We start from the raw sequence: 23,207 nt of genomic DNA on the forward strand, positions 1-23,207 counted from the left end.
TGTTTCGTTTCGTTTATGCCAGTCCCATTTTAGCGAAATGACGGTAAGAATGGAAGATTATTGTTTCCGGATACCGGGATCCGGATAAAGAATGGCCGGAGGGATAAATAGACACCACCTTTTGGATATTGTTATAATGGTGGGCGTGCTTACAAATTAGTGTAACTTCAACTGTTAGAAAAAAAGGACGGAGAACGATGAAACAACCTTTGTGGACGAAAAGTTTTTTGAACGTATGTACCAGTAACTTTTTCATATTTCTCGTGTTTTACATACTGTTTGTAACGATGCCGATTTTTTCCATCGAACAGCTGCAGGTGCCTGAGAGCAGAGCCGGGCTCGTAGTCACTGTCTTTCTCCTTTCGGCTATTATTATACGCCCCCTTTCGGGTCACTGGGTGGATGCTATAGGAAGGATGCCGATGCTGATAACGGCTGTCACCATTTTCTTCTTAAGCAGCGGATTCTACTTTTTTGCGGAATCCTTCGGCTGGCTTCTTCTTATCCGGTTTATCCAGGGGATAGGATTCGGTATGGGTACGACTGTTATGGGGGCGCTGGCCGCTGATGTCGTCCCTGATTCGCGTAAGGGTGAAGGAATGGGGTATTTCGCTATGTCCATGAATTTGGCTATGGTGGCCGGTCCCTTTGTCGGACTCACCCTTATCCAGTCGTACACGTATACGACGCTTTTTGCAGTCTGCACGTTATTCGCCGGTCTGGCATTCGCCACCGGGTTATTTATCCGCGTCCCGAAACTCCCTGAGGCGGACAGACCACAAAGTCTTATGCCGGGGGTGAACGGTCTTCTCGAAAAGTCGGTGCTTCCGGTGGCTCTGACCGGGGCGTTCATCGCTCTGGCCTACTCGAGTGTATTGTCGTTTGTTTCCGTACATGCTAAAAACATCGGGCTGGAAGAAGCGGCAAGCTACTTCTTCGTCGTTTATGCCGTAGTACTGCTTCTGTCACGGCCGTTTACCGGAAAATGGTTTGATCAGTATGGCGAAAATATTATCGTTATTCCGGCGATTTTCATCTTCAGTATAGGGATGTATCTGCTCGGATCAGCACAGACGGCTTTCGTCCTGCTGGCAGCCGGTGGTCTGATCGGACTGGGTTACGGCACACTTGTACCGAGCATGCAGACCATCGCTCTGCAAAAGGTTCCGAAACGCGCCGGAGCGGCAACGGCGACCTTTTTCACTATTTTTGATATCGGCATCGGCTCCGGATCTTTTCTTGTAGGGATTGTTGCAGAATCCGTAGGCTTCCGCAGTCTTTACGTGAACAGCTCCATTTTCATCGTACTTATTGTCGGTGTTTACATACTGCTGCACGGAAGATTTCAGCGCGGGAAACACAAAAAGAGTGTACAGTCCCGTGAGGTTTAAATATAATGGTCGAGGGAAAACGGATAAAAGATAACGAATAGAAAGGATGCACGACGACATGTTCAAAAAATTATTTGGTAAAGAAGATAAAAACATTTCGATTGTAGCACCGGTGAATGGTAAAGTAGTAGCACTCGATGAGGTGCCGGATCCCGTATTCAGCCAGCGCATGATGGGAGATGGCATGGCTATCGAACCGTCAGACGGAAAGGTGGTAAGTCCGGTGGACGGAGAGATCGTTCAAATATTCCCGACTAACCACGCTGTCGGTGTCAAAACTTCCAATGGTCTGGAAATCCTTGTCCATATAGGTCTGGAAACCGTATCCATGGAAGGAGAAGGTTTTGAAGGTCATGTAAGCCAGGGAGACAAAGTGAAGACAGGAGACCCTCTTGTCACCTTCGATAAAGACCTTGTTGCCGAAAAAGCCAAGGCGGTCGTCACTCCCGTAGTAATTACAAACTATGATGATGCTGTCGAGTCTTTTGAAGTCCATCAAACGGAGAACGCAACCGCCGGTGAAACGGTCATTGCTTCGGTGACAGCAAAGTAAATTAAGGAACTCCGGCCCGGAAGCACGTCTTTCCGGGCTTTTTTTCGAAGGAAGAAATACACGGGTGAAGGAGTGAGCATTCATGAAAGAGGAAGAATTCAAGAAATCCGTAAAAAAAGAGATACATAAAAACAGAAATGAAGTGGAAGCCGATCCGCATCGGCAAAGCTATCATCTTATGGCTCCGGTGGGGCTGATGGGCGAACCTGCCGGGCTTGTGGAACGGGACGGAGAGTATCATTTGTTCTTTCAATGGAACCCGTTCGACACCGGGCACAGTATGAAAATACGGGGACATTACCGTACAGTCGATTTCCTCCATTACACTCTTGAAGAACCGGCTCTCGTACCGGGTGAGTGGTACGATGCCGAGGGCTGTTCTGCAGGGAGCGCCGTCATCAAAGACGGTGTCCTTCACTTGTTCTATACTGGGTATGCAAAAGATAAGGATGGACAAATACGGGAGTATCCGGCCGTAGCGGTTTCGGAGAACGGTCACAGCTTCGAGAAACAGGAAGTGCTCCTCGATTTGCCGGAAAACGTCACCTCTTCTTTCCGCTCCCCCAACGTGTGGAGAGAAGGGGATCAGTGGTTCATGGCGGCCGGTTCGCAAACAGAGGGGGACAGAGGGGTAATTCTCCTGTATACGTCCCCCGACCTGAAAGAATGGGAAGTCGTTAAACGTCTGGCGGAAGCGGGAAATCAGGAGGGAGAAATGTGGGAGAATCCGGATTACTTCACTCTGGATGGGGAAGACATTCTTTTCTTCAGCGCCCGCGGATTAACCTCAGAGGATATCCATTTCCGGAATGCCTCCCAGGCCGGATATATTTCCGGAGTGACAGAAGGGAAGAGATGGCGAAAGGAAGATTTCAGGGAGCTGGATCGGGGTTTCGAATTTTACGCACCGCAGACGTTCGAAACGGGCGGACGCCGATTGATGATCGCCTGGATGGGAGTACCCGGACAGTATGAAGAGTCACATCCGACGGTAAACAGCGGATGGACACATACCTGGACTATTCCGAGAGAACTTTCATGGGACGGGGACAAAATTATTCAGCGTCCTTTCCCCGAGGCTCGCCAATGGAGAAAAAGCAGGGAACCCGTTGAGAAGAAAGCCGAGATTACCAACGATCAGCAGGAGTTGGAAGGTGTGAACGGCAGGGCAGCAGAGCTTGAGATCGAGTTTGAATCACTGGAGGACATGTGGGCAGTGGAACTGTTCCGTGAAGCATCGTTTTCCTATAAAAAATCCGAAAATCTTCTCACCCTTTCCCGCCCTCACCCCGAAGAACCGGAGATGACCGAATTCAGGCATGTACAGCTGGACGGCCCTCTTCGCAATCTGCATCTGTTTATCGATCGTTCGTCGCTTGAAATCTTCGTAAATGGCGGGGAAGAAGTATTCACATCGCGTATCTTTGCGGATGCTGCGTTGTCCGATCTTGCATTCACTTCTCTTGGAACTTCCACGTTCGGAGTGAAGATGTGGGAGCTTGGTCCTGTAGAAATCACATCCTATGTGTAGGGAGTGAGCGGATCTGTTCGAGCTCCGGGCAGGTCTCCCGATTTCCCCGAAACAGGAATAGAAACAGGGAAGCCTTTGATGTTACGTGAATCATATAAGGAGAAAGAGGGGTGCACCTATGACTTACGGAAAGAAACTGAGAGCCTCCGAGCGCCGGGAAGCTATTTTGCAACGACTGAAAATACAGGGTGCTGCTGTTACCGGTAAATTGCTGGCAGAAGAAATGAAGGTGACAAGACAGGTGATTGTGGCTGACGTTTCACTGCTCAAAGCCGGGGGCGAGCCGATTATAGCTACCAGTCAGGGCTATCTTTACATGAAAGACGAAAAGCAGGATTTTTCCTACAGGAAGACGATCGTATGCTGCCACAGCCCTTCCGAGACGAAGGAGGAACTCGATATTCTTGTCGATCACGGGGTACATGTAAAGAGTGTAGTGGTTGAACATCCGGTTTATGGAGACATGAAAGCCGAGCTCCATCTCGAAAACCGCCGTGATGTGGAACGTTTCGTTGAACAGGTCCATTCCTCGAATGCTTCTTATCTTCTGGAATTGACCGGAGGGGTCCACACTCACGAGATAGCGTCCGAAAGGGAGGGGGCTCTCCACGAAGCGCTCCGGGAACTGGGAGAAAGAGGATTCCTCGTAGAGTAAGAAGCAGGAGACAGTATTCCTGCTTCTTTTATATAAGAAAGAAGCGGGATATGTCACACACAAGATTCGTTATATCTTTCTTCCATCAAACCCCCTATGATATAGTGAACAGATAAGGAATTTCGAGAAAGGGAAGTGGCAGACGTGGAATTTATACCTTATTTTGTAACGGCGATCATTTTTTTAAACGTTCTGCTCGGGTTTACGATTATATTCCTGGAACGCAGGGACGCCAGTGCCACATGGGCGTGGCTGATGGTATTGATGTTTGTTCCTGTAGCCGGTTTCATTATTTATCTGATGTTCGGCCGCCGGTTAAGCAGAAAAAAAATATTCACGTGGGATAAGAAAGCACGCCTCGGCCTGTTAGCGGCTGTGCAGGAACAGCTGCGTGCAATCGATAATGATGAGTTTGAATTGAAACATCCGGAAGTCGCTCCTCACGAAGACCAGATTTATATGCATTTGAAAAACAATGATGCACTACTTAGCCAGGATAATAAACTGGATCTCTATACGGACGGAGAGGAGAAATTCCAGGCACTGATGCAGGATATTGAGAAAGCTCAGGACCATGTTCACCTCCTTTATTACATATTGCGTCACGATAACCTGGGGAGGAGGCTCGGAACGGTTCTGAGAAAAAAGGCCGAAGAAGGGGTCTCTGTGAAACTGTTGTATGACGACATGGGGTCCCGGCTGTTGAGCCGCTCCTACATAAAAGAAATGAAGCGTGCCGGTGTGGAGATGGAATCTTTCTTCCCTCCACTCATTCCTAAACTGAACATGAAAATCAACTACAGGAATCACCGGAAACTGGCAATCATTGATGGAACGGTCGGATACATCGGCGGGTTCAATATCGGGGATGAATATCTCGGCAAAGATAAGAAATTCGGGTATTGGAGAGATACGCACCTGCGTGTCAGAGGGAGTGCCGTCCACAATTTACAGACACGGTTTATTCTGGACTGGAACCAGGCTTCCAAACGCGACATTCTGTATGACGAGCGATTCTATCCCCAATTTGAGTCGGAGCCCGGGGATTCGGCAGTACAGATCGTCTCAAGCGGTCCTGATTCCGAATGGGAACAGATCAAGCACGGATACATCAAGACGATTCTTTCAGCGAAAGAGTATGTATACATCCAGACGCCCTACTTCATTCCGGACGACAGTCTGCTTGATGCCTTGCGCGTCGCTTCTCTTTCCGGGGTGGATGTGCGAGTGATGATTCCTAACAAACCGGATCACCCTTTTGTATACTGGGCGACGTATTCAAACGTCGGAGATCTGCTGTGGGCAGGTGCCAAAGTCTACATTTATCAGAACGGTTTTCTGCATGCGAAGACGATTGTAGCTGACGGCGTGGTCTCCTCGGTAGGTACAGCGAACATCGACGTACGGAGTTTCCGTCTTAATTTTGAAGTGAATGCGTTTGTTTATGATACGAAACTTGCCGGTGAACTGACGGACAGGTTCATGGAGGACAGTGAGCTCACTTCTGAGCTGACCCACTCCCTGTACGAGCAGCGCTCGGTGTGGATCCGCTTTAAAGAAGCGATCGCCCGGCTGCTTTCTCCGGTTTTATAAATGAAAAAAAGAGTTCAACTCCCAATCTCAGGGGTTGAACTCTTTTTTGTATTATTCAGGGTTGCGGCACATGCCCGGAATAAGGAAAATATCGATAACCAGCCAGATCCAGAGTACGAAAAGAGGGAACCAGCCAATCAGTATACCTGTAGTAGCCCAGCCGGCTGCGCCGAGAATCAGCTGGATGATTCCGGAGCCTGTGCGTCCTGTATAAAATCTGTGAATGCCCAGCTGGCCGAGGAACAGCCAGAGAATGTAGGCAAGAATGACACTTCGCTTCTGCATGGAGAGACTCCTTTCTGAATAAGTGTTGTAGAGTAAGGATTCCCGTTTATAAATGAACGAAAACGAACGGAGCACACTTGAAGTGTACTCCGTCCGAAGAGAGGTCAGGTTTTCTGGTGTACTACCAGAGAGTTCGGGTCTTTCGGAAATTCTTTATCGTATCCCGTCGTCATATTGGGATATACCAGGGCAAAGAGGGGAGCCCTTCACCGGGGTTCTGCCGGTGACGTGGAGGGAATTCCGCCTCCACGCGGTATTTGAAAAACGGGTGGTTCCGCTTTTGTTCCTCATCCAGCTGCAACTTCCAGAAGCTCCTGTTGTAAGCAGTACCCTTATTTTCGGGAGAGAGCACCCGAAAAGTAAGTCCCCTGCTTACGCCAGCGCTTCTAACCGGAAGTTTCCGCTTTTTTCTCCTCCAGCTGCACCACCCAGAAGTCCGCGTTCTAAGCAGCAACTTCTTTTTCAGGAAAGACCGCCTGAAAAGCGAACTTTCTGCTTAGTCCGGAACTTCTGAACGGGTGGTTCCGCTTTTGTTTTATCCAGCTGCAACTTCCAGAAGCTCCTGTTGTAAGCAGTACCCTTATTTTCGGGAGAGAGCACCCGAAAAGTAAGTCCCCTGCTTACGCCAGCGCTTCTAACCGGAAGTTTCCGCTTTTTTCTCCTCCAGCTGCACCACCCAGAAGTCCGCGTTCTAAGCAGCAACTTCTTTTTCAGGAAAGACCGCCTGAAAAGCGAACTTTCTGCTTAGTCCGGAACTTCTGAACGGGTGGTTCCGCTTTTTTCTATTGCTCACTCAGTGTGAGGGTTATTTGCTGTTGCTGGCCGTTTCTGTAAACGGTCAGCGTCGCTTCGTCTCCTGCTTTTGCATCCTCATACAGATACTTGCGCAGGTCGAGGGTGGAGGCGACCGTTTCTCCGTTAATTGCTGTAATCACATCATTTTGCTTCAGTCCTGCTTCTGCTGCAGGTGTGCCTGTTGCGGTTTTACCGACTACTGCGCCGCCTTCTACGTTTTCAGGAAGATTCAGTTCCCCCTGAACAGCGCGTGCCGGCAGTTGAGATAAATCATAGAGAGAGACCCCGATATAAGGGCGTTCCACTTCTCCTTTCGATTCGAGTTCCGAAGTGATGGAAGTGACCGTCTCTGCCGGGATGGCGAATCCGATGCCTTCTACTTCCGCTTTCGCTATCTTCATCGAATTGATACCGATCACTTTTCCGTTCTGATTAATCAGAGCCCCGCCGCTGTTACCCGGGTTGATGGCAGCATCGGTCTGGAGAACGGTAGTATGCCAATCCGGTTCTGAATCCCCGTTCAAATCGACGGGTACGTTTCTGTCCAGACCGCTTACGATTCCTTTGGTCACGGAACCGGCGAAGTCCATACCTAACGGGTTACCGATGGCGAAAGCCGTCTGACCGACCTCTACATCTTCACTCTTCGCAAAATCTGCTACTTTGGAAACGTGCTCAGCGTCTATTTCCAGAACTGCCAGGTCCGTAAAGGGGTCACTTCCCTGGAGTTCGGCATCCGTTTTGGTGCCGTCACTTAAAGTGACCTCCAGGTCGGAAGCCTGTTCGATGACGTGGTGATTCGTCACAACAAGGGCCTTGTCTCCGTCCTTTTTATATATGACTCCTGAACCTGTACCGGCACTATTTTCTCCGCGTGCTCCTTCTTTCACGGCACTTACGCCTACGACCGCTTCCTGTGCGGCCTGAATAGCTTTAATATTATTTTTTTCGGTGTTTTCGACAGTAAGCGGGTTCGCCTGAGCTTTTTCAGGGTTTGTTTCTATATTTATCTGAATCCCCTGGGACTGGAATAGTGCCGTTACGATAAAAACGGCTACGATGGCTCCGAAGACCCCGAAGGCGAATCCGTTTCGTTTGGAGACCCGTTTACCGTCTCCGTTGCGCTGAAATAGTTTCATCGTTCGGAAACCGCTCCTTTCTGATACAATATGAATAAATCTGTGAGAAGATGTTGTATAACTTATTATAAAAAAGAGATATGGGATGCATATGGATTATTTACGGAATAAATATGTAAATACAGGAGGTAATGGAATGGACACTTATATAGGACTCGTGGAAGATGATGATAACATCCGGGAAATCGTGAAAACGTATCTGGAGAAAGAAGGGTACCGGGTGGAGGATGTGGATTCGGCGGAACAGGCATGGGAATTATTCAATAAGTCCGCAAAACCTGATCTGTGGGTCCTGGATATTATGCTGCCCGGAATGGATGGTTATGAATTTTGTAAAAAGGTACGCACGCATTCGGAAGTTCCGATCATTATTATTTCAGCCAAAGACGAAGAGGTGGATAAAATACTGGGGCTGGAGCTCGGAGGTGATGATTACCTGACTAAGCCGTTCAGCCCGCGCGAGCTTGTTGCCCGCGTCAAGAGGCATGTGAAACGCTGGAAACAGATGCAGAAGGGGAGAGGAGCCGACGGGGAGGAGACGATTCTTTCCGGGAACCTTGAGCTGAACTTAACGGAACGTCTTGCTTTTTATGCAGGGGAGGAAGTGGAGACGACCCAGAAAGAGTTCGAGATGCTCCGTGTGCTTGCCGAACACGAGAATAAAGCTTTTTCCCGGGAGACGCTTCTCGAGTCCGTATGGGGTATGGATTACTTCGGGAGTGACAGAGCTGTTGACGATCTGATGAAACGACTCAGAAAGAAATTCCCCGATCTCGATCTTGAAACGGTGTGGGGATACGGGTACAGATTGAGGTCTCCGGGCTCATGAGACTGCTCCATCAGCTGAACACCGCCTTTACGGGACTCATTCTCGTCGTAATGACGATTACGGCAATCGTACTGTACTCCCTCGTTATGGATATTTTTATTATGGATGAAAAAAGGCAGCTGGAAATGCGTGCGGAGCTGCTCGTCGACATTTTGAACGATCCGGATCGTCTTCTCCAGTCTCCGGAAGTCTCGAGTCTGATTCAGGATCAAAACTACCCCCTTCTCCTGTTTGATAAGTCCACCGGAGAGCTGTTGTTTCACACTCTCCCGGAAGAGGCAGCGTCAGACTGGGTGGAACGTTACGAAGAAGAGCTTGCGGGAAGTGACACGTGGGACAGCGGGTACGGCCAGTACGTCGTCTCGGATCATGAACTGAGGGGGGACCAGGTACTGGTGATGGCTACGCCTATCGGGGACCTGGCCGCCATCCAGATGAATTTCGTCTGGAGAATAATGCTCATCTTTGTTCTTGGCCTGCTTCTTGCAGCAGTTGTCAGTTATCTGTTCACAAGAAAGCTCGTCACTCCTCTTGAACGGTTGAAACAGGAGGTCAAAAAGATTGAAAAGCGTAAATTCAATGAAGTACAGCCCGTACAAGCGACCGGAGAAATAAAAGAAGTGGACCAGAGTGTAAGACAGATGGCCGGAGAACTTGAAAGATACATCCGTACACAGCAGCAGTTTTTCCAAAACGCCTCCCACGAGCTCAAAACTCCTCTCATGTCCATCCAGGGATATGCGGAAGGTATAAGGGACGGTGTGTTTGAAGGAGAGAAAAGAGATCGTGGTCTCACGGTGATGGTGGAAGAAATCGACCGCCTGAAAAAAATCGTAAATGAAATGATTCTGCTGGCCAAACTCGACAGTAACGAAGATATTTATCGGCCGGAAGACCTGAAGTTAAGTGAATGGACAGGTCGTGCGGCGGACAGGCTGCTGCCGCTGGCGGAAGAGAAAAATATAGAAGTGGACGTGCATATAGAAGGCGACGGGTTCATCAGTGCTGACCCGGAACGTTTCCTGCAGGCTCTCATGAATATAGGGCGAAACGGAGTGCGTCATGCGTCATCCCGACTTTTGATTACGGTGGAAAGAAACGGGGACTTCCTTATCCGCATACAGGATGACGGGGAAGGTATCGGAGAAGAAGTTATGCCGCACTTATTCGAACGCTTCCAGAAGGGGAAAGACGGGGAAACGGGTCTTGGCCTGGCGATCTCAAGAGCGATCATCGAGAGAAGCGGCGGAACGATTTCCGCCTATAATCTGGAAGATTCCGGAGCCGTCTTCGAAATAAGACTCCCGGTCTCGGGGTGAGCGACTTGCAGCACGTGCTATAATAAGATAGGAAATTATATTATAGAATAGAATCAGAAAGGTGATAGATGACATGGAAGCGAAAAAAGCCAGAGAATCCTTTACAGTTAAAAATTCTCACGTCCTCCCCCCGGATACGAACAGTCACGGGACGTTATTCGGAGGCAAGCTGATGGCGTATATCGATGATATTGCGGCAATCGCTGCAGTCCGGCACTGCAGGCAGCCGGTAGTCACTGCATCCATCGATTCCGTGGACTTTCTCCATCCTGTGTTCGAAGGGCACGCGATATGTCTTGAGGCTTTCGTGACCTGGACTCACAATACTTCGATGGAAGTATTCGTTAAGGCGATAACGGAAGACTTGCTGAGTGGAGATCGGAAAGTATGTACCACGGCGTTTGTATCGATGGTAGCCGTAAACGAAGAAAATAAACCTGTACCGATTCCGGCCGTTTATCCGGAAACCGATCAGGAAAAACGTCTCCATGCGGGAGCTTCTGCCCGTCATGACCAGCGAAAAGAAAGAAGAAAAGAATCGAAAGAACTGGCGGAAGTCTATGGAACGGGCCTCCCGTGGTAAAAACAAAAGCGTAGCCATTCGATTAGAAGGTCTAAGATAAGCAGACTCTCCGGGCTTCGGGTGTTTTGTCCCGAAACAGGAGGGGCAGCTTATCTTACGGACTTCTGAATGGCGAAGCTGGATGAAATAAAAAAGCGGAAACTTCCGATTAGAAGCGCAGGTGTAAGCAGGAGGCTTACTTTTCGGGTGCTCTCTCCCGAAAATAAGGTTACTGCTTACAACAGGAGCTTCTGGAAGTTGCAGCTGGACAACAAAGGCGGACCCACCCGTTCAGAAACAAACAAAAGCGCGCAACTCCTGATGAGTATTCAGGGATTGCTCGCTTTTTATCGATCACCGGGAAAATGGTGGACAGCTTCGGAAGGTATTTCTGCCTCGGGCAGGGTCGTACACAGGGAGTCCCAGTCATGAGCGGCACCGTCGCGCATCGTAACGATACGGTCGGCAACAGCTTTTGCATCTTCCCGGTCATGAGTGACGAAAACAGTCGTCGTTCCCGTTTTCTTCAGAATGTCATACAACTCGTTACGAATAGTAACCTGAAGGTCGGCATCGAGACTGCTGAATGGTTCATCAAGAAGAAGCAGGGAAGGGGAGGGAGCAAGAGCTCTGGCAAGGGCGATCCTCTGCTGCTGTCCTCCGCTCAACTCATGAGGATACCGGTTTTTATACTCATCCATCCGGACAAGATCCAGCATTTCAACTTCTCCGCCTCTTTCTTCGGAAGAGGAGGCTTCTTCTGAAGAAGTTTCTTCTTTCTCAGCTTTCTCTCCGTTTCCGGAGCTTTCTTCTTCTCCCGAGTTGTTTCCGCACGCTGCGAGAAGCAGGAGAAAAGCAAGGAACAGGGTTGAAATAAATACTTTTTTCATAGTCCCGGCTTTTTTATGTAGTTCAAATGAAAATGGTTATCATTTGCAGTCTTTATTTTATAACATTGCGAAAAATAGTCAATAGAAATTTCGGATATTTTTGAATTAGACGGAGAAAGCGGCATGCGCTTCCTCTGTCTGTTCAGTGACAGGCTGTATAAATCCTCCCTGTAAAGGGCGATCCAGCAGTCCGGCGTCCATTGGCAGCAACAGGTCTGTGCCTGCAACCTGGCCTTCTCTCCCGAGGCGGACCATAAAGCCGTCCTCCGGTTCCGAAATCGTTGTCTCCGTTACAGTGGCAGGGGTCTGATGTTCAATTTCCTCGACAGTATCGACTATATCAATGTGGTAATTATCATTGGTTCCCGTGTAATCCGAAGTGAAAAAGAGGGCCAGGGCGAGTCCTATTATCGTAAGCACTGTACAAATGGCCTGTTTCATAAAATGTTTTCTCCTTTCGATGAATTGGGTACTCATTGTAGAGATACTTGAAAAAATGTCAAACAGTTCGGGAAAAGAATTTTAATTGTTTTCATTTATTGATAAAGTGAAAGAAGGAGAAGAATTGGTTGTTTTAATTCTAAGGAGGAAAAGAATATGGGGTTAGCGGAAAGTGTTATAAGTTTTTTCAATGATATATTGTGGGGCTATGTTCTCATCGTCGTACTTCTCGGACTGGGGTTATGGTTTTCCATAAAGCTGAAATTCGCCCAGTTCCGTCTCATACCGGAAATGTTCCGGGTGCTTTTCGATAAAAGATCGATTACAGCAGAAGGCAAGAAAGGAACATCTGCGTTTCAGGCATTTGCAATCAGTACTGCCTCCCGGGTAGGGACAGGAAATCTCGCAGGTGTGGCAGCAGCCGTTTCCACCGGGGGGCCGGGGGCTGTGTTCTGGATGTGGCTTGTAGCCATTCTCGGCGGAGCGTCGAGTTTTATCGAAAGTACGCTGGCGCAAATATTCAAAACGCCGGAGCACAATCAGTATCGCGGCGGCCCGGCTTACTACATGGAAAAAGGTCTGAACAATCGTACTCTCGGAATTGTCTTCGCCATCACCATCACTTTTACATACGGGCTCGTTTTCAGTTCCGTCCAGTCTAATACGATTGCTTCCGCCTTTGAACGCTCGTTTTCCCTCGAAGGCTGGGTGCTCGGTCTGGTTCTGACGGTTATTGTAGCTTCCATCATCTTCGGAGGGCTGAGAAGAATCGCCCAGGTGACACAGTTCATTATTCCGATCATGGCATTTTTCTACGTAGCTTTAGCGCTATATGTCCTGTTTCTCAACCTGGGTCAGGTGCCGGATATGCTTGGTCTGATTTTTTCCAGTGCTTTCGGCTTCCGTGAATTCGCGGGCGGCACCATCGGAGGTATGGTTATGATTGGTGTGCAGCGTGGTCTGTTCTCGAACGAAGCCGGTATGGGTAGTGCACCGAACGCAGCTGCCACCTCGGAAGTGACTCACCCGGTGAAGCAGGGGCTTATCCAGACGCTTGGGGTGTTCATTGATACGCTCGTCATCTGTAGTGCTACCGCAACGATTATTCTCTTTTCAGGAGAATACACGGATACAGGAGGGGCAGAAGGGATTCAGATCACCCAGATGGCTTTTGAGAATGAGATAGGGCAGTGGGCTTCTCTCTTTATCGCTGTCGCCATCTTCCTTTTCGCCTTCAGCTCCATCATCGGTAACTACTATTATGGTGAAACGAACCTTGAATTCATCCGCAACAGCGGAAGATTGAAGCTTATCTATCGTACGAGTGTACTGCTCATGGTGATGTTCGGGGCCGTCGCCGAGTTCGGTCTCGTATGGTCGCTTGCGGATCTGACGATGGGGATTATGGCACTGATCAACCTGTACGCGATCTTCCTGTTATCGAAGATCGCTTATGCGGCACTGAAAGACTATTTGAATCAGCGCAGACAGGGGAAAGACCCGGTCTTTTATCAGGACCATCTGCCCGGTGTGAAGGGTATGGATTACTGGAAACGCACGGACCCTGTCAGAAACGATAAGAAATAAACGAAAAAACGTATCCACATTGGATGTCAGGCTGTCGAGAAAATCTCGGCAGCTTTTATTTTTTTTGTTTTTCAATGAAGGGCGAACGGGATTCACCCCCCGCGCGAGAACTCCACAAAACTTGCGGAGAAAGACAGATTCCTCTACAAGCTGAAACCGCTCCCGCAGCGGTTTTTTTCGTATTCGTCCGTCTCTGTGCTAAAATACAATCATGATCTGAACGAAAAAGGATGGTAGCTATGAGTATACTGATCGCAGAAAATCTCGCTAAAGGGTACGGGGATAAAACACTGTTCGATGAACTTTCATTTACGGTGGAAGATAAAGAAAGAATCGGTCTCATAGGCGTAAACGGGACCGGGAAATCCTCGTTACTGAAAATTCTCGCAGATATCGAATCGAAGGATGCAGGTAACGTACATCACGCCAAGGATTTCCACGTGGAATATTTGTCCCAGGAGCCTGAACTTGAAGAGGAAGACACGGTTTTTGAACATATTTATTATGGGGATTCCGAGATAATGAGAGTGCTGCGGAGATATGAAAAAGCTCTTCAGCAGACGATGGAAAAGCCGGAGGACGAAAAGGTTCAGAACGAATTGATGGAAGCACAGGAAAAAATGGAAGATGCGGGAGCATGGGAAGCAAGTACGGAGGCGAAAAAAGTTCTCTCCCAGCTTGGCATCGAAGCGTATGACCATAAGGTGAAGGAACTGTCCGGAGGGCAGAAGAAGCGCGTGGCGATTGCGAAAGCCCTGCTGCAGCCGGCCGATCTTCTGCTTCTGGATGAACCGACCAACCACCTTGATAATGAAACGATCGAATGGCTCGAGGAGTATTTGAGTCAGTACAAAGGGGCACTTATGCTTGTCACCCACGACCGCTATTTTCTGAACCGGGTAACGAATAAAATATTTGAACTGGAAAGAGGACAGCTTTATGAGTACGAAGGTAACTACGAAGTTTTCCTTGAGAAAAAAGCGGAACGGGAAGAACTCGAAAAACGGAGAGAAGCGAAGCATCAGAACGTGCTGAAACAGGAACTTGCATGGCTGAAGCGTGGAGTGAAAGCCCGAGGTACGAAACAGAAAGCCAGAAAGCAGCGTGTGGAAGCGATGAAGGAGAAGACGTTCGAAACGGATAAGGAAGAAGCTGATATAGCTACGGCCTCCACCCGCCTCGGAAAACAGGTGATGGAACTCGAGGATATCGGCCATAAATTTGAAGAGGACTATCTGTTCCGTCATATCAGTGATCTGATTGTACCGGGAGAACGTATCGGCATCATCGGACCGAACGGGACCGGAAAGACGACGCTGCTCAATATAATGGCAGGGCGGAGAGAACCGTCGGAAGGTGCCGTACACATCGGACCGACTGTGAAAATCGGATACTATAAACAGGACCACGAAGAACTCGATGGCGATCAGACTGTCATCGGGTACATTAAAGAGACGGCCGAAGTCATCTCGACGAAAGATAAGCAGCAGGTGACAGCCGAGCAGATGCTTGAGCGGTTTTTATTCTCCCGCAGCCACCAGTGGACGTATATAAGAAGGTTATCGGGGGGCGAACGCCGCAGACTGTATCTTCTGAAAGTGCTGATGGAGGAACCGAACGTCCTGTTTCTCGATGAGCCGACGAACGACCTTGATACGGAAACGCTGAGCGTGCTTGAGGATTATATCGACAGCTTTCCGGGGGTCGTCATTACTGTCAGCCACGACCGTTACTTCCTCGACAGAATCGCCGATCGGCTGATTGCTCTTGAAACCGATGGGAATTTCGAGAAGTTTCAGGGAGCCTACAGTGAATTCCTGGAGAAAAAGAAAGAGGAGAAGAAACAGGACGCTGCACCTGCTCAGAAAAAAGAGTCGCGTACGAAGCGGAAAAAGAAACTGTCCTATCAGGATCAGCAGGAATGGAAGACGATTGAAGACGATATCTCGGCTGTAGAAGAACGGATCGAAGAGATCAAAACAGAAATCAGTGAAACCGGAAGTGATTTCGATAAAGCGGAAGAACTGTACAAAGAACAGCAGAGAAAAGAAGAAGAACTTGAACAGAAAATGGAACGATGGGAAGAATTGTCCGAACTGATGGAAGAAAATTGATGGAAGAAAGCGGGGGCCTTCATGAAGGTCCCTTTTTTGTATTGAAGGGGCAATTGTGAAATAATAGAAAGCGAAAAATTCCTTGGAAAGGTGATGAGTGTTATGCACCAACATATGCTTGATAAGTACGCGGATCTGGCGCTGAGAACCGGAGTCAATCTGCAGAAAGATCAGAAGCTGGTCATTAATTCTACCGTAGAGGGAGCGGACTTTACGCGGGTAATCGTAAAGAAAGCTTTTGAACTGGGCGCAAAAGATGTACATATCAACTGGGCGGACGACGACATTACCCGCCTGCGCTATGAATACGCAGATACTGAGACGTTGAAAGAAGTTCCCGAGTGGCAGCAGGATATGTTCAAATCGTTCGGCGAAGAAGGGATGGCTATTCTTTCCGTACGTGCAACAGACCCCGACCTTCTGCAGGGAATTGACGCCAAAAAGATTGCCGCGGCACAGAAATCCCGCAGTGAAGCCATGGCCGAGTTCCGTAACTACACGATGAACGACCGGATTCAGTGGTCGATCGTCAGTATCCCGATTACTGCCTGGGCGCAGAAAATATTCCCGGAAGCAGATGCAGAAACAGCGAAAGAGAAGCTGTGGGAGGAGATTTTCTCTATCGTCCGCATCGACCAGGAAGACCCGGTCAAAGCGTGGGATGAACATAATGAAATGCTTGAAAACGCACGGCAGTTCCTGAACAGAAAACAGTATAAAGAGCTCGTCTATCAGGGACCCGGTACGAACCTTACCGTTGCTCTTCCGAAAGGGCACATATGGAAAGGCGGAGCGAGCCGGACGGAAGCCGGTGTGCCGTTCAACCCGAACATGCCGACGGAGGAAGTTTTTACGGCTCCTCATAAATACGGGGTGGACGGAATCGTTTCGAGCACGAAACCTCTGAACTACGGCGGCAGTGTAATCGATAACTTTACACTTACTTTTAAAGACGGAGAGGTCGTCGACTTTTCTGCCGAGCAGGGAGAGGAAACACTGGAGCAGCTGCTTGATACGGATGACGGAGCTTCCCACCTCGGTGAACTGGCGCTCGTCCCTCACGAGTCTCCGATCTCGCAGTCAGGCCTCATATTCTACAATACCCTGTACGACGAGAACGCTTCCTGCCACCTGGCTTTCGGAAAAGCGTATCCGAACAACGTGGAAGGCGGTTCTGACATGAGTGAGAAAGAGCTTGATGAGAACGGGGTCAACCACAGTCTTGTACACGTAGACTTCATGATGGGCTCCGGCGAAATGGATATAGACGGAGTTCTTGAAGACGGTACAGAAGAAGCTGTAATGAGAAATGGCAGCTGGTCTCTCGACTTCAATGAAGATTAATACCGGGTCGGGAAGGGTATAAGATTTTCACAACCGAAAAGAAGGAGTGAATCTTATGCCGGGACCGGAACACGAACTTGCAGGGTTCCAGGGGAACCCTAACGAATTCAGTAAATGCAACAACTGCGGTAAACTGCTTCAGACGAAAAAAGAAGAAGAAGTGAAGCTTTGCAAAGCCTGTCAAAAGCGTCATAAAGAACGGGAAACTGATTATGACGATGTAGAATAGAAAGATGCAAAAAAAGAGTTCCGCCGAAAATGGCAGGAACTCTTTTTTGCATCTCTCCCATCATTTACTTCGGGATAATGCGTATTTCTCTCTTCTTCGTTTTGAAGAGGATGGCATCAGCACGTGTATGATCGCTCCGAGTACGCCCCCTGCGAAAGCGGGGAGGACCCAGGCGAGCCCGATCGTTACGAACGGCAACATTTCTACGAAGGCTGTCAGTGGTTCTATGCTGATCTCCAGCACCTGAAGCCCTTCATAAAGACTGATTATTGCGGTAAAAGCGACTGCTCCCCGATAGACGTAGCGCGAGTGCCGGAAATACTTGCCGATAAACGCAAGAATAACGAGAACGATAGTGATGGGATAAAGAAATGTCAGTACCGGTACCGAATACTTGATGATCTGGTTCAGTCCGAGATTTGTAATTCCGAGGCTGAGGATGGTCACGACGGTAATGACTTGTAGATAAGTAAGCTTCGGGATACGCTTCGAAAAGTACTGCCCGCAGGTTACGGTGAGACCTACACAAGTCGTAAAACAGGCGAGCGTTACAAGGAGCCCCAATATAATGGTTCCTGTAGATCCGAACATCGTTTCGGCGGCACTGGACAGGAGAAGACTTCCGCTGGCGAAATCTCCGGATGGGGCCATTTTCACTCCTACCCAGCCGATCGCAGCGTAAACGAGGCTGAGGCCGATGGCAGTGACAGCGCCCGCTTTAATCGTCTGTCTGGTAAGTTGTTTTTGGTCAGTGACTCCCTGCTGCTGGATGGAAGCAATGACGATAATTCCGAAAGCAAGCCCGGCGATAGCATCCATCGTCAGGTAACCTTCGACGAAACCGCTGAAAAAGGGAGTGCTCCCGTATTTCTCTCCCGGGGCGACGGTACCGGAAGAAGGAAGAAATAGGGCCCCTGCCGCCAAGGCTGCGATAGAAAGGAAAAGAAGCGGAGTGAGCCACCGTCCGATTATATCGACGAGTTTCGAAGGGTTCCGGCTTATGAGAAAGACGATAGTGAAAAAGATGAGAGAAAACACAAAGAGAATGGGGGAACTTAAGCCTCCGGTTAATGGAGCCGTTCCCATCTCATAGGCGACGTTGGCCGCTCTCGGGATACCGAAAAAGGGACCGATCGCGAGATAAATGAGTGAAACAAAAGCAATAGCAAAAGCCGGGTGCACTCTTCCGGCAATCTCCGTAGCCCCATTTTTGGAAAGGGAAAGAGCTATTACAGCCGTAATAGGGAGCCCTACCCCTGTAAGGATGAAACCTATGATAGCCGGAAGATAGTTCTCTCCGGCCCCCATGCCGAGGGAAGCCGGGTAAATGAGGTTACCCGCTCCGAAAAACATGGCGAACAACATAAATCCTACTGCTATAGTTCTTGAGTTTTTCAACCGATGCGCCTCCAATGTATCAGGCAGCTTCTTAATAGGAAGTGTGCCTTTTAAAAAATATTAATTTTTAGAAAATAAAATTAAATCAAAACCGAACTTTATGTTATCAACCTCCAAATGCTATGTCAATCTATTTAATGTCAAAGCTCAGGATACCGGCGAGTCAATAATGAAAAGGTTTTCATTATGAAGCGCTCTGAGAGAGGGATTCACGGCGTCTGTATTTGTTTACACGGGAAGAAGTTACATATAGAATAAAGCTATGCTTTTTTGAGAAAAGACTCTTTTCTAAAATGAGGAGATTACCTATATGATCATAGATTCATTATTGTTACAAATAACGCTCATTGGTCTGCTGGGAGTAGGATCTCAGTGGATCGCCTGGAGATACAGGCTTCCTGCCATCGTAGTGATGTCCCTGGCCGGACTCATGGCAGGCCCCGTACTCGGTCTGATGAACCCTTCCGAAAGTTACGGTGATCTGTACTCTCCGGTAATCAGTCTTGCTGTTGCCATTATCCTGTTCGAAGGCAGTCTGAACCTTGATTTTAAAGAGGTGAGAGGGCTCGGGAGACCGGTGTTCCGGATCGTCACCCTGGGCGCCTTTATCGCCTGGATTCTCGGGTCTCTCGCCGCTCATTACATTGCCGGTCTGAGTATCGCAGTGTCTTTCGTTATCGGCGGACTTCTGATTGTGACGGGACCGACCGTTATTCTGCCGCTGCTCCGTCAGGCCAAACTTAAACCGAGGCCTGCCAAAATATTGAAGTGGGAAGGGATTATCGTAGATCCTATCGGAGCTCTCCTTGCTGTATTCACTTTCGAAATCATCGTCTTTCTCATGGGAGATCCGCTCGCACCTTCTGCTCTGGTCACTTTCTTTCTTGCGGCGATCTTTGCCGTCGGGATAGGGTACGGCCTCGGCAGGGGAGTCGGATATATGTTCGAAAACGGCTACGTGCCGGAATTTCTGAAATCGGCTTTCGTATTCGGAGCTGTAATCGTCTGTTTTACGGCAGCCGATGAAATTATGCACGAGACGGGTCTTTTATCAGTGACGGCTATGGGGATGACGCTTGCGAATATGAGAATTTCCTCGATAAATGACATGAGGCACTTTAAGGAGAATATGTCCCTGCTCCTGATTTCGGCGATTTTCGTTATGCTGACGGCCTCTTTGACGAGAGAAACACTCGTGGAAATATTTCAGCCCGAAATCATCGCTTTCGTACTGATTATGCTTTTTGTCGTACGGCCCCTTTCTATATTCATTTCGACTATCGGCACGGATCTCAACAACTCGGAGAAATTACTCGTAGGATGGATTGCTCCTCGCGGGATAGTAGCTCTTACTGTAGCGAGTTATTTCGCCGGCGCGCTTTCCGATGCCGGATTCGAGGATGCGGAGATACTCGTTTCCCTGACGTTTGCCCTGGTGTTCACCACGGTCGTGGCTCACGGGTTCTCGATGAGATGGCTTTCGAAAAAGCTCGATCTTTCGCAGGAAGGTCCGCCGGGAGTGCTGATCGTCGGCGGGAATCCCTTCACGACCAAGCTTGCCTCTACTCTTAAGAGTCTCGACGTACCGGTCGTAGTAGTCGATTCTTCCTGGAGAAAACTTACGAGAGCGAGATCCGAAGGAGTGAAAACGTTCCACGGGGAAATGCTCAGTGAGCAGACCGACTATTCCATTGATATGACTCCGTACGACTATCTCGTAACTGCGACGGAAATGGATTCTTATAACGCTCTCATATGTACTACGTTCGTGCCGGAATTTGGGAGAAACAACACGTTTCAGCTGAACCTGAGTGACCAGCGGGGAGATAATCTCGAGGGACTCAACCACACCATCAGCGGGCGGATTCTGTTCAGAAAAGATGTAACGTGGGAGCCTTTGAATGATATGGTGGAGAACGGGTATGTTTTAAGAAAAACGACTATAACGGAGAAATATACGTACAGCGATTATTTGAATAATCTCGATGATCAGGCAGTTCAGTTATTCGTGAAGAAGAAAGCGACAGGAATGCTTTATTTCTTTACGGAATACGGAGAGCTGGCGCCGGAGACAGGGGATATCGTAGTTTCCCTTACCCCTCCGAGTAAAGAATTCGAGAAAATTCAGGAAAAACTGGAGACGAAACGAAAAAATAAGCAGCAGGGCTGAGAGCCCGGCTGCTTATTTTTGACGTAATTCTTTTTTTAGATCGGAGAGTTCACTTTCAATCTTTTCGAGCTGCGCTTCGGCACGTTCCACATTTCCCCCGTTCGCTTCCAATTTGTCCATATCTCCCTGGACGCGGATATAATCGGATTTCAGTTCGGCGATGCGGGCTTCAATCTCCTGTTTAGACATATGTATGTACTCCTTCTTTGAACGTTATGGTATAATTCATTATATAAAATGCACTGAAAAGATGCAAAACCATGACTTTCCTCCCATGTCTTTACGTGTAAGATTAATTGACTGAATTTTAAGAAAAATGTAAAAATCCTCTGCTTTTCTCATTATGTTTATGATATTCTTTATATAACACAGGAAAAGCCGCTCTAAAGAGAGGAGAAGGGGGTATTTGCAAAATAAGCAGGTTTGTAGGGACTTTAAGCCTTATGTAAAATGAATGATGTCCAAATTACCTGCGTACAACCGAGGGGGTATAGCATAACTTGAAACTGTTTCGAGCTTTAGATCGAGGAATTTTAAAACTGGAAGAATTCATCCTGAGCTATGCCGTCATTCTGATTGCGCTGATGGTGATCAGCAAGCCGATTACCCGGACGCTGCTCGGCTATACGCTTCCTTTTGCGGATGAGGTCAGTCAGATATCAGTGACCGTCGCTACGTTCATGGGAATCAGCTATGCAGCCCGAAAAGGAAGGCATATCAGTATGTCCGCTTTTTATGATCTCTCTCCGTTTAAGGTGAGAAAAGTCTTATCTATATTCATCCCGGCTTTAACGGCTGCCATTTTATTCGTACTGGCCTATTACTCCACGCTCTATGTTCTGGATATCAAAGATTCCGGCCGTGTCACAGCAGCTCTGCAGATGCCGATGTACATCCTCTATATGTTTATCCCGATAGGATTTTCCCTGGGGGGCGTGCAGTTCCTGCGTAACATGTGGGTGAACATCAGGGACAAAGAAAATGTATACATCGGTACGGAAGCCCTGGACTATAATGACATGGAAGATGAGAAAGTGGAAGAAACCGGACACTTATAGTAACTACTTCGAACAAGAGAGGATAACAATATGCTGGCGACAATGTTAACAATTATGGTCATTCTATTATTGCTGAACTTTCCGATGCTGGTTCCTTTAATGGTTGCTCCTCTAATTGTCCTTTTTATCTATTTTCCGAATTTAGACCCGGTAATCATGATGCAGCAGTTCTCGACGGGGATCGAGGCTTACGTACTGCTGGCTGTTCCCCTTTTCATATTCGCAGCCGATATTATGACTACCGGAAAAACTTCGAACAGACTGCTTGATTTCATCGGTTCCTTCATCGGACATATCCGGGGTGGATACGCCGTTACTACAGCCGCCGCCTGTACGCTTTTCGGCGCAATTTCCGGATCCACCCAGGCCACCGTCGTAGCCATCGGTACCCCGATGCGGGAGCGGCTGCTCAAAATCGGTTACAAAGACCCGACCGCTATCGCACTTATCATCAATTCGAGCGACGTAGCTCTGCTCGTTCCTCCGAGTATCGGAATGATCATGTACGGACTCGTCTCCGGAACTTCAGTAGGAGACCTGTTCATCGCAGGTATCATCCCCGGCATCATCGTTTTTCTCGCTTTTACTATTTACAGCGTCACTTACGCTATCGTCAAAGACATACCGCTTGCAAACAAAACAACGTGGAAAGAACGACTGCACATGACTAAAAGAGCCCTGCTGCCTATCGGATTCCCCGTAATCGTCATCGGAGGTATCTACTCCGGGCTGTTCAGCCCGACGGAAGCAGCAGGCGTTTCCGTGCTTTATGCGTTCATACTGGAAGTACTTATATACAGATCCATCCATATTAAAAGACTGCCTAGTATCGCCCGCTCAACCGGTATCGTCACCTCGGCCGTGTTTGTACTTGTAGCAGGAGGTCAGGCATTCACCTGGGTCATCTCGTTCGCGCGCATTCCGCAGATGATAACGGATGCCGTGCTCGGTCCGGACCCATCCGCGATATTCGTACTGCTGATGGTATCTCTGTTTTTCTTCGTCGGCTGTATGTTCGTCGACCCGATTGTGGTCATTCTCGTACTTACACCGATTTTCTACCCGGCGGCTATGGGCGCCGGAGTAGATCCGATCCACCTTGGTGTCGTTATCACTTTCCAGGCGGCGCTCGGCTCAGCCACTCCGCCGTTCGGCGTCGATATTTTCACTGCCAGCGCCGTTTTCAACAAACCTTATCTGGAAGTGATCAAAGGGACACCGCCGTATATAGCAATTATGATAGCAGTAGCATTTTTACTGATTTACTTCGAAGAGTTATCACTTATGCTTTTATAAGCATGTGAAAGTATACCAAAAAAAACTG

The 23,207-nt window shown here is 48.5% G+C and carries 21 protein-coding genes; 15 read left to right on the forward strand and 6 right to left on the reverse strand.

The genetic code is table 11. The features are described from left to right. The first annotated feature begins 197 nt into the window (after positions 1–197). The 5 genes from AAV35_RS01840 to cls all read left to right on the forward strand — a co-directional run bounded on the left by AAV35_RS01840 (position 198) and on the right by cls (position 5,723). Complete coding sequence (locus AAV35_RS01840; protein ID WP_008589366.1) at positions 198–1,391, forward strand: MFS transporter; 1,194 nt, start codon at positions 198–200, stop codon at positions 1,389–1,391. Positions 1,392–1,449: 58 nt separating this feature from the next. Beyond that, a complete protein-coding gene (locus tag AAV35_RS01845; RefSeq protein ID WP_008589367.1) occupies positions 1,450–1,944 on the forward strand; it encodes a PTS sugar transporter subunit IIA in 495 nt (164 codons plus the stop codon). 82 nt (positions 1,945–2,026) lie between these two features. Then, positions 2,027–3,475: a glycoside hydrolase family 32 protein gene (locus tag AAV35_RS01850; RefSeq protein ID WP_008589368.1), complete on the forward strand. Its 1,449-nt coding sequence runs from the start codon at positions 2,027–2,029 to the stop codon at positions 3,473–3,475. 118 nt (positions 3,476–3,593) lie between these two features. Then, on the forward strand, positions 3,594–4,130 hold the full coding sequence (locus AAV35_RS01855) for a transcription repressor NadR (protein WP_008589369.1): 537 nt from the start codon (positions 3,594–3,596) through the stop codon (positions 4,128–4,130). A 144-nt stretch (positions 4,131–4,274) separates the two neighbouring features. Continuing rightward, on the forward strand, positions 4,275–5,723 hold the full coding sequence (gene cls, locus AAV35_RS01860; RefSeq protein ID WP_008589370.1) for a cardiolipin synthase: 1,449 nt from the start codon (positions 4,275–4,277) through the stop codon (positions 5,721–5,723). Positions 5,724–5,774: 51 nt separating this feature from the next. Here the strand turns inward: cls and AAV35_RS01865 are convergent, their stop codons facing one another. Next, positions 5,775–6,008 (reverse strand): TM2 domain-containing protein, encoded by a 234-nt coding sequence (locus AAV35_RS01865; RefSeq protein ID WP_008589371.1) that lies wholly within the window; start codon positions 6,006–6,008, stop codon positions 5,775–5,777. Positions 6,009–6,790: 782 nt separating this feature from the next. After that, positions 6,791–7,942 (reverse strand): S1C family serine protease, encoded by a 1,152-nt coding sequence (locus AAV35_RS01875; protein WP_008589374.1) that lies wholly within the window; start codon positions 7,940–7,942, stop codon positions 6,791–6,793. Between the two features lie 136 nt (positions 7,943–8,078). Here AAV35_RS01875 and AAV35_RS01880 point away from each other — a divergent pair, with 136 nt between their 5' ends. From AAV35_RS01880 to AAV35_RS01890, 3 genes are all read left to right on the forward strand, one after another. Further along, the gene (locus tag AAV35_RS01880; RefSeq protein ID WP_008589375.1) at positions 8,079–8,771 is read left to right on the forward strand and encodes a response regulator transcription factor; all 693 of its coding nucleotides are present in this window, start codon (positions 8,079–8,081) and stop codon (positions 8,769–8,771) included. Next, entirely contained in the window at positions 8,768–10,090 is a 1,323-nt protein-coding gene (locus AAV35_RS01885) for a sensor histidine kinase (RefSeq protein WP_008589376.1), read from the forward strand. Before AAV35_RS01880 ends, AAV35_RS01885 begins: the two co-directional genes overlap by 4 nt. 73 nt (positions 10,091–10,163) lie before the next feature. Then, entirely contained in the window at positions 10,164–10,673 is a 510-nt protein-coding gene (locus AAV35_RS01890) for an acyl-CoA thioesterase (RefSeq protein ID WP_008589378.1), read from the forward strand. Between the two features lie 326 nt (positions 10,674–10,999). Here the strand turns inward: AAV35_RS01890 and AAV35_RS14285 are convergent, their stop codons facing one another. Both AAV35_RS14285 and AAV35_RS01900 read right to left on the reverse strand, forming a co-directional pair. Further along, complete coding sequence (locus AAV35_RS14285) at positions 11,000–11,542, reverse strand: ATP-binding cassette domain-containing protein (protein ID WP_008589379.1); 543 nt, start codon at positions 11,540–11,542, stop codon at positions 11,000–11,002. A 105-nt stretch (positions 11,543–11,647) separates the two neighbouring features. Beyond that, a complete protein-coding gene (locus AAV35_RS01900; RefSeq protein ID WP_008589381.1) occupies positions 11,648–11,983 on the reverse strand; it encodes a hypothetical protein in 336 nt (111 codons plus the stop codon). A 156-nt stretch (positions 11,984–12,139) separates the two neighbouring features. Here AAV35_RS01900 and AAV35_RS01905 point away from each other — a divergent pair, with 156 nt between their 5' ends. From AAV35_RS01905 to AAV35_RS14290, 4 genes are all read left to right on the forward strand, one after another. After that, the gene (locus tag AAV35_RS01905; RefSeq protein WP_008589383.1) at positions 12,140–13,570 is read left to right on the forward strand and encodes an alanine/glycine:cation symporter family protein; all 1,431 of its coding nucleotides are present in this window, start codon (positions 12,140–12,142) and stop codon (positions 13,568–13,570) included. A gap of 239 nt (positions 13,571–13,809) precedes the next feature. Then, on the forward strand, positions 13,810–15,684 hold the full coding sequence (locus AAV35_RS01910; protein WP_008589386.1) for an ABC-F family ATP-binding cassette domain-containing protein: 1,875 nt from the start codon (positions 13,810–13,812) through the stop codon (positions 15,682–15,684). Between the two features lie 102 nt (positions 15,685–15,786). Next, entirely contained in the window at positions 15,787–17,028 is a 1,242-nt protein-coding gene (locus tag AAV35_RS01915) for an aminopeptidase (protein ID WP_008589387.1), read from the forward strand. Positions 17,029–17,083: 55 nt separating this feature from the next. Continuing rightward, entirely contained in the window at positions 17,084–17,257 is a 174-nt protein-coding gene (locus AAV35_RS14290; protein ID WP_008589388.1) for a hypothetical protein, read from the forward strand. A 60-nt stretch (positions 17,258–17,317) separates the two neighbouring features. Here the strand turns inward: AAV35_RS14290 and brnQ are convergent, their stop codons facing one another. Beyond that, positions 17,318–18,655: a branched-chain amino acid transport system II carrier protein gene (brnQ, locus tag AAV35_RS01920; RefSeq protein ID WP_008589390.1), complete on the reverse strand. Its 1,338-nt coding sequence runs from the start codon at positions 18,653–18,655 to the stop codon at positions 17,318–17,320. 310 nt (positions 18,656–18,965) lie between these two features. Between brnQ and AAV35_RS01925 the strand changes: the two genes are divergently transcribed. After that, positions 18,966–20,825, forward strand: coding sequence for a cation:proton antiporter (locus AAV35_RS01925; RefSeq protein ID WP_008589391.1), 1,860 nt, complete (start codon positions 18,966–18,968; stop codon positions 20,823–20,825). Positions 20,826–20,837: 12 nt separating this feature from the next. Here the strand turns inward: AAV35_RS01925 and AAV35_RS14465 are convergent, their stop codons facing one another. Continuing rightward, a complete protein-coding gene (locus tag AAV35_RS14465; protein WP_008589393.1) occupies positions 20,838–21,014 on the reverse strand; it encodes an SE1832 family protein in 177 nt (58 codons plus the stop codon). 311 nt (positions 21,015–21,325) lie between these two features. Between AAV35_RS14465 and AAV35_RS01930 the strand changes: the two genes are divergently transcribed. Together AAV35_RS01930 and AAV35_RS01935 are read left to right on the forward strand one after the other, a co-directional pair. Then, positions 21,326–21,883 (forward strand): TRAP transporter small permease, encoded by a 558-nt coding sequence (locus tag AAV35_RS01930; RefSeq protein ID WP_008589396.1) that lies wholly within the window; start codon positions 21,326–21,328, stop codon positions 21,881–21,883. Between the two features lie 30 nt (positions 21,884–21,913). Further along, on the forward strand, positions 21,914–23,179 hold the full coding sequence (locus AAV35_RS01935; protein ID WP_008589398.1) for a TRAP transporter large permease: 1,266 nt from the start codon (positions 21,914–21,916) through the stop codon (positions 23,177–23,179). Positions 23,180–23,207: the final 28 nt, after the last annotated feature.

Origin of the sequence: Salimicrobium jeotgali (assembly GCF_001685435.2) — a bacterium.
Taxonomy (GTDB): Bacteria; Bacillota; Bacilli; order Bacillales; family Halobacillaceae; genus Salimicrobium; species Salimicrobium album.

Bases quoted from the DNA above. Each gene is read 5' to 3' on its own strand.
- AAV35_RS01900 (WP_008589381.1), bottom strand. From the start codon at position 11,983: ATGAAACAGGCCATTTGTACAGTGCTTACGATAATAGGACTCGCCCTG.
- AAV35_RS14285 (WP_008589379.1), bottom strand. From the start codon at position 11,542: ATGAAAAAAGTATTTATTTCAACCCTGTTCCTTGCTTTTCTCCTGCTT.
- AAV35_RS01910 (WP_008589386.1), top strand. From the start codon at position 13,810: ATGAGTATACTGATCGCAGAAAATCTCGCTAAAGGGTACGGGGATAAA.
- AAV35_RS01880 (WP_008589375.1), top strand. From the start codon at position 8,079: ATGGACACTTATATAGGACTCGTGGAAGATGATGATAACATCCGGGAA.
- AAV35_RS01925 (WP_008589391.1), top strand. From the start codon at position 18,966: ATGATCATAGATTCATTATTGTTACAAATAACGCTCATTGGTCTGCTG.
- AAV35_RS01890 (WP_008589378.1), top strand. From the start codon at position 10,164: ATGGAAGCGAAAAAAGCCAGAGAATCCTTTACAGTTAAAAATTCTCAC.
- AAV35_RS01915 (WP_008589387.1), top strand. From the start codon at position 15,787: ATGCACCAACATATGCTTGATAAGTACGCGGATCTGGCGCTGAGAACC.
- AAV35_RS01840 (WP_008589366.1), top strand. From the start codon at position 198: ATGAAACAACCTTTGTGGACGAAAAGTTTTTTGAACGTATGTACCAGT.
- AAV35_RS14290 (WP_008589388.1), top strand. From the start codon at position 17,084: ATGCCGGGACCGGAACACGAACTTGCAGGGTTCCAGGGGAACCCTAAC.
- AAV35_RS01865 (WP_008589371.1), bottom strand. From the start codon at position 6,008: ATGCAGAAGCGAAGTGTCATTCTTGCCTACATTCTCTGGCTGTTCCTC.
- AAV35_RS01885 (WP_008589376.1), top strand. From the start codon at position 8,768: ATGAGACTGCTCCATCAGCTGAACACCGCCTTTACGGGACTCATTCTC.
- AAV35_RS14465 (WP_008589393.1), bottom strand. From the start codon at position 21,014: ATGTCTAAACAGGAGATTGAAGCCCGCATCGCCGAACTGAAATCCGAT.
- AAV35_RS01855 (WP_008589369.1), top strand. From the start codon at position 3,594: ATGACTTACGGAAAGAAACTGAGAGCCTCCGAGCGCCGGGAAGCTATT.
- AAV35_RS01905 (WP_008589383.1), top strand. From the start codon at position 12,140: ATGGGGTTAGCGGAAAGTGTTATAAGTTTTTTCAATGATATATTGTGG.
- AAV35_RS01850 (WP_008589368.1), top strand. From the start codon at position 2,027: ATGAAAGAGGAAGAATTCAAGAAATCCGTAAAAAAAGAGATACATAAA.
- AAV35_RS01935 (WP_008589398.1), top strand. From the start codon at position 21,914: ATGCTGGCGACAATGTTAACAATTATGGTCATTCTATTATTGCTGAAC.
- AAV35_RS01845 (WP_008589367.1), top strand. From the start codon at position 1,450: ATGTTCAAAAAATTATTTGGTAAAGAAGATAAAAACATTTCGATTGTA.
- AAV35_RS01875 (WP_008589374.1), bottom strand. From the start codon at position 7,942: ATGAAACTATTTCAGCGCAACGGAGACGGTAAACGGGTCTCCAAACGA.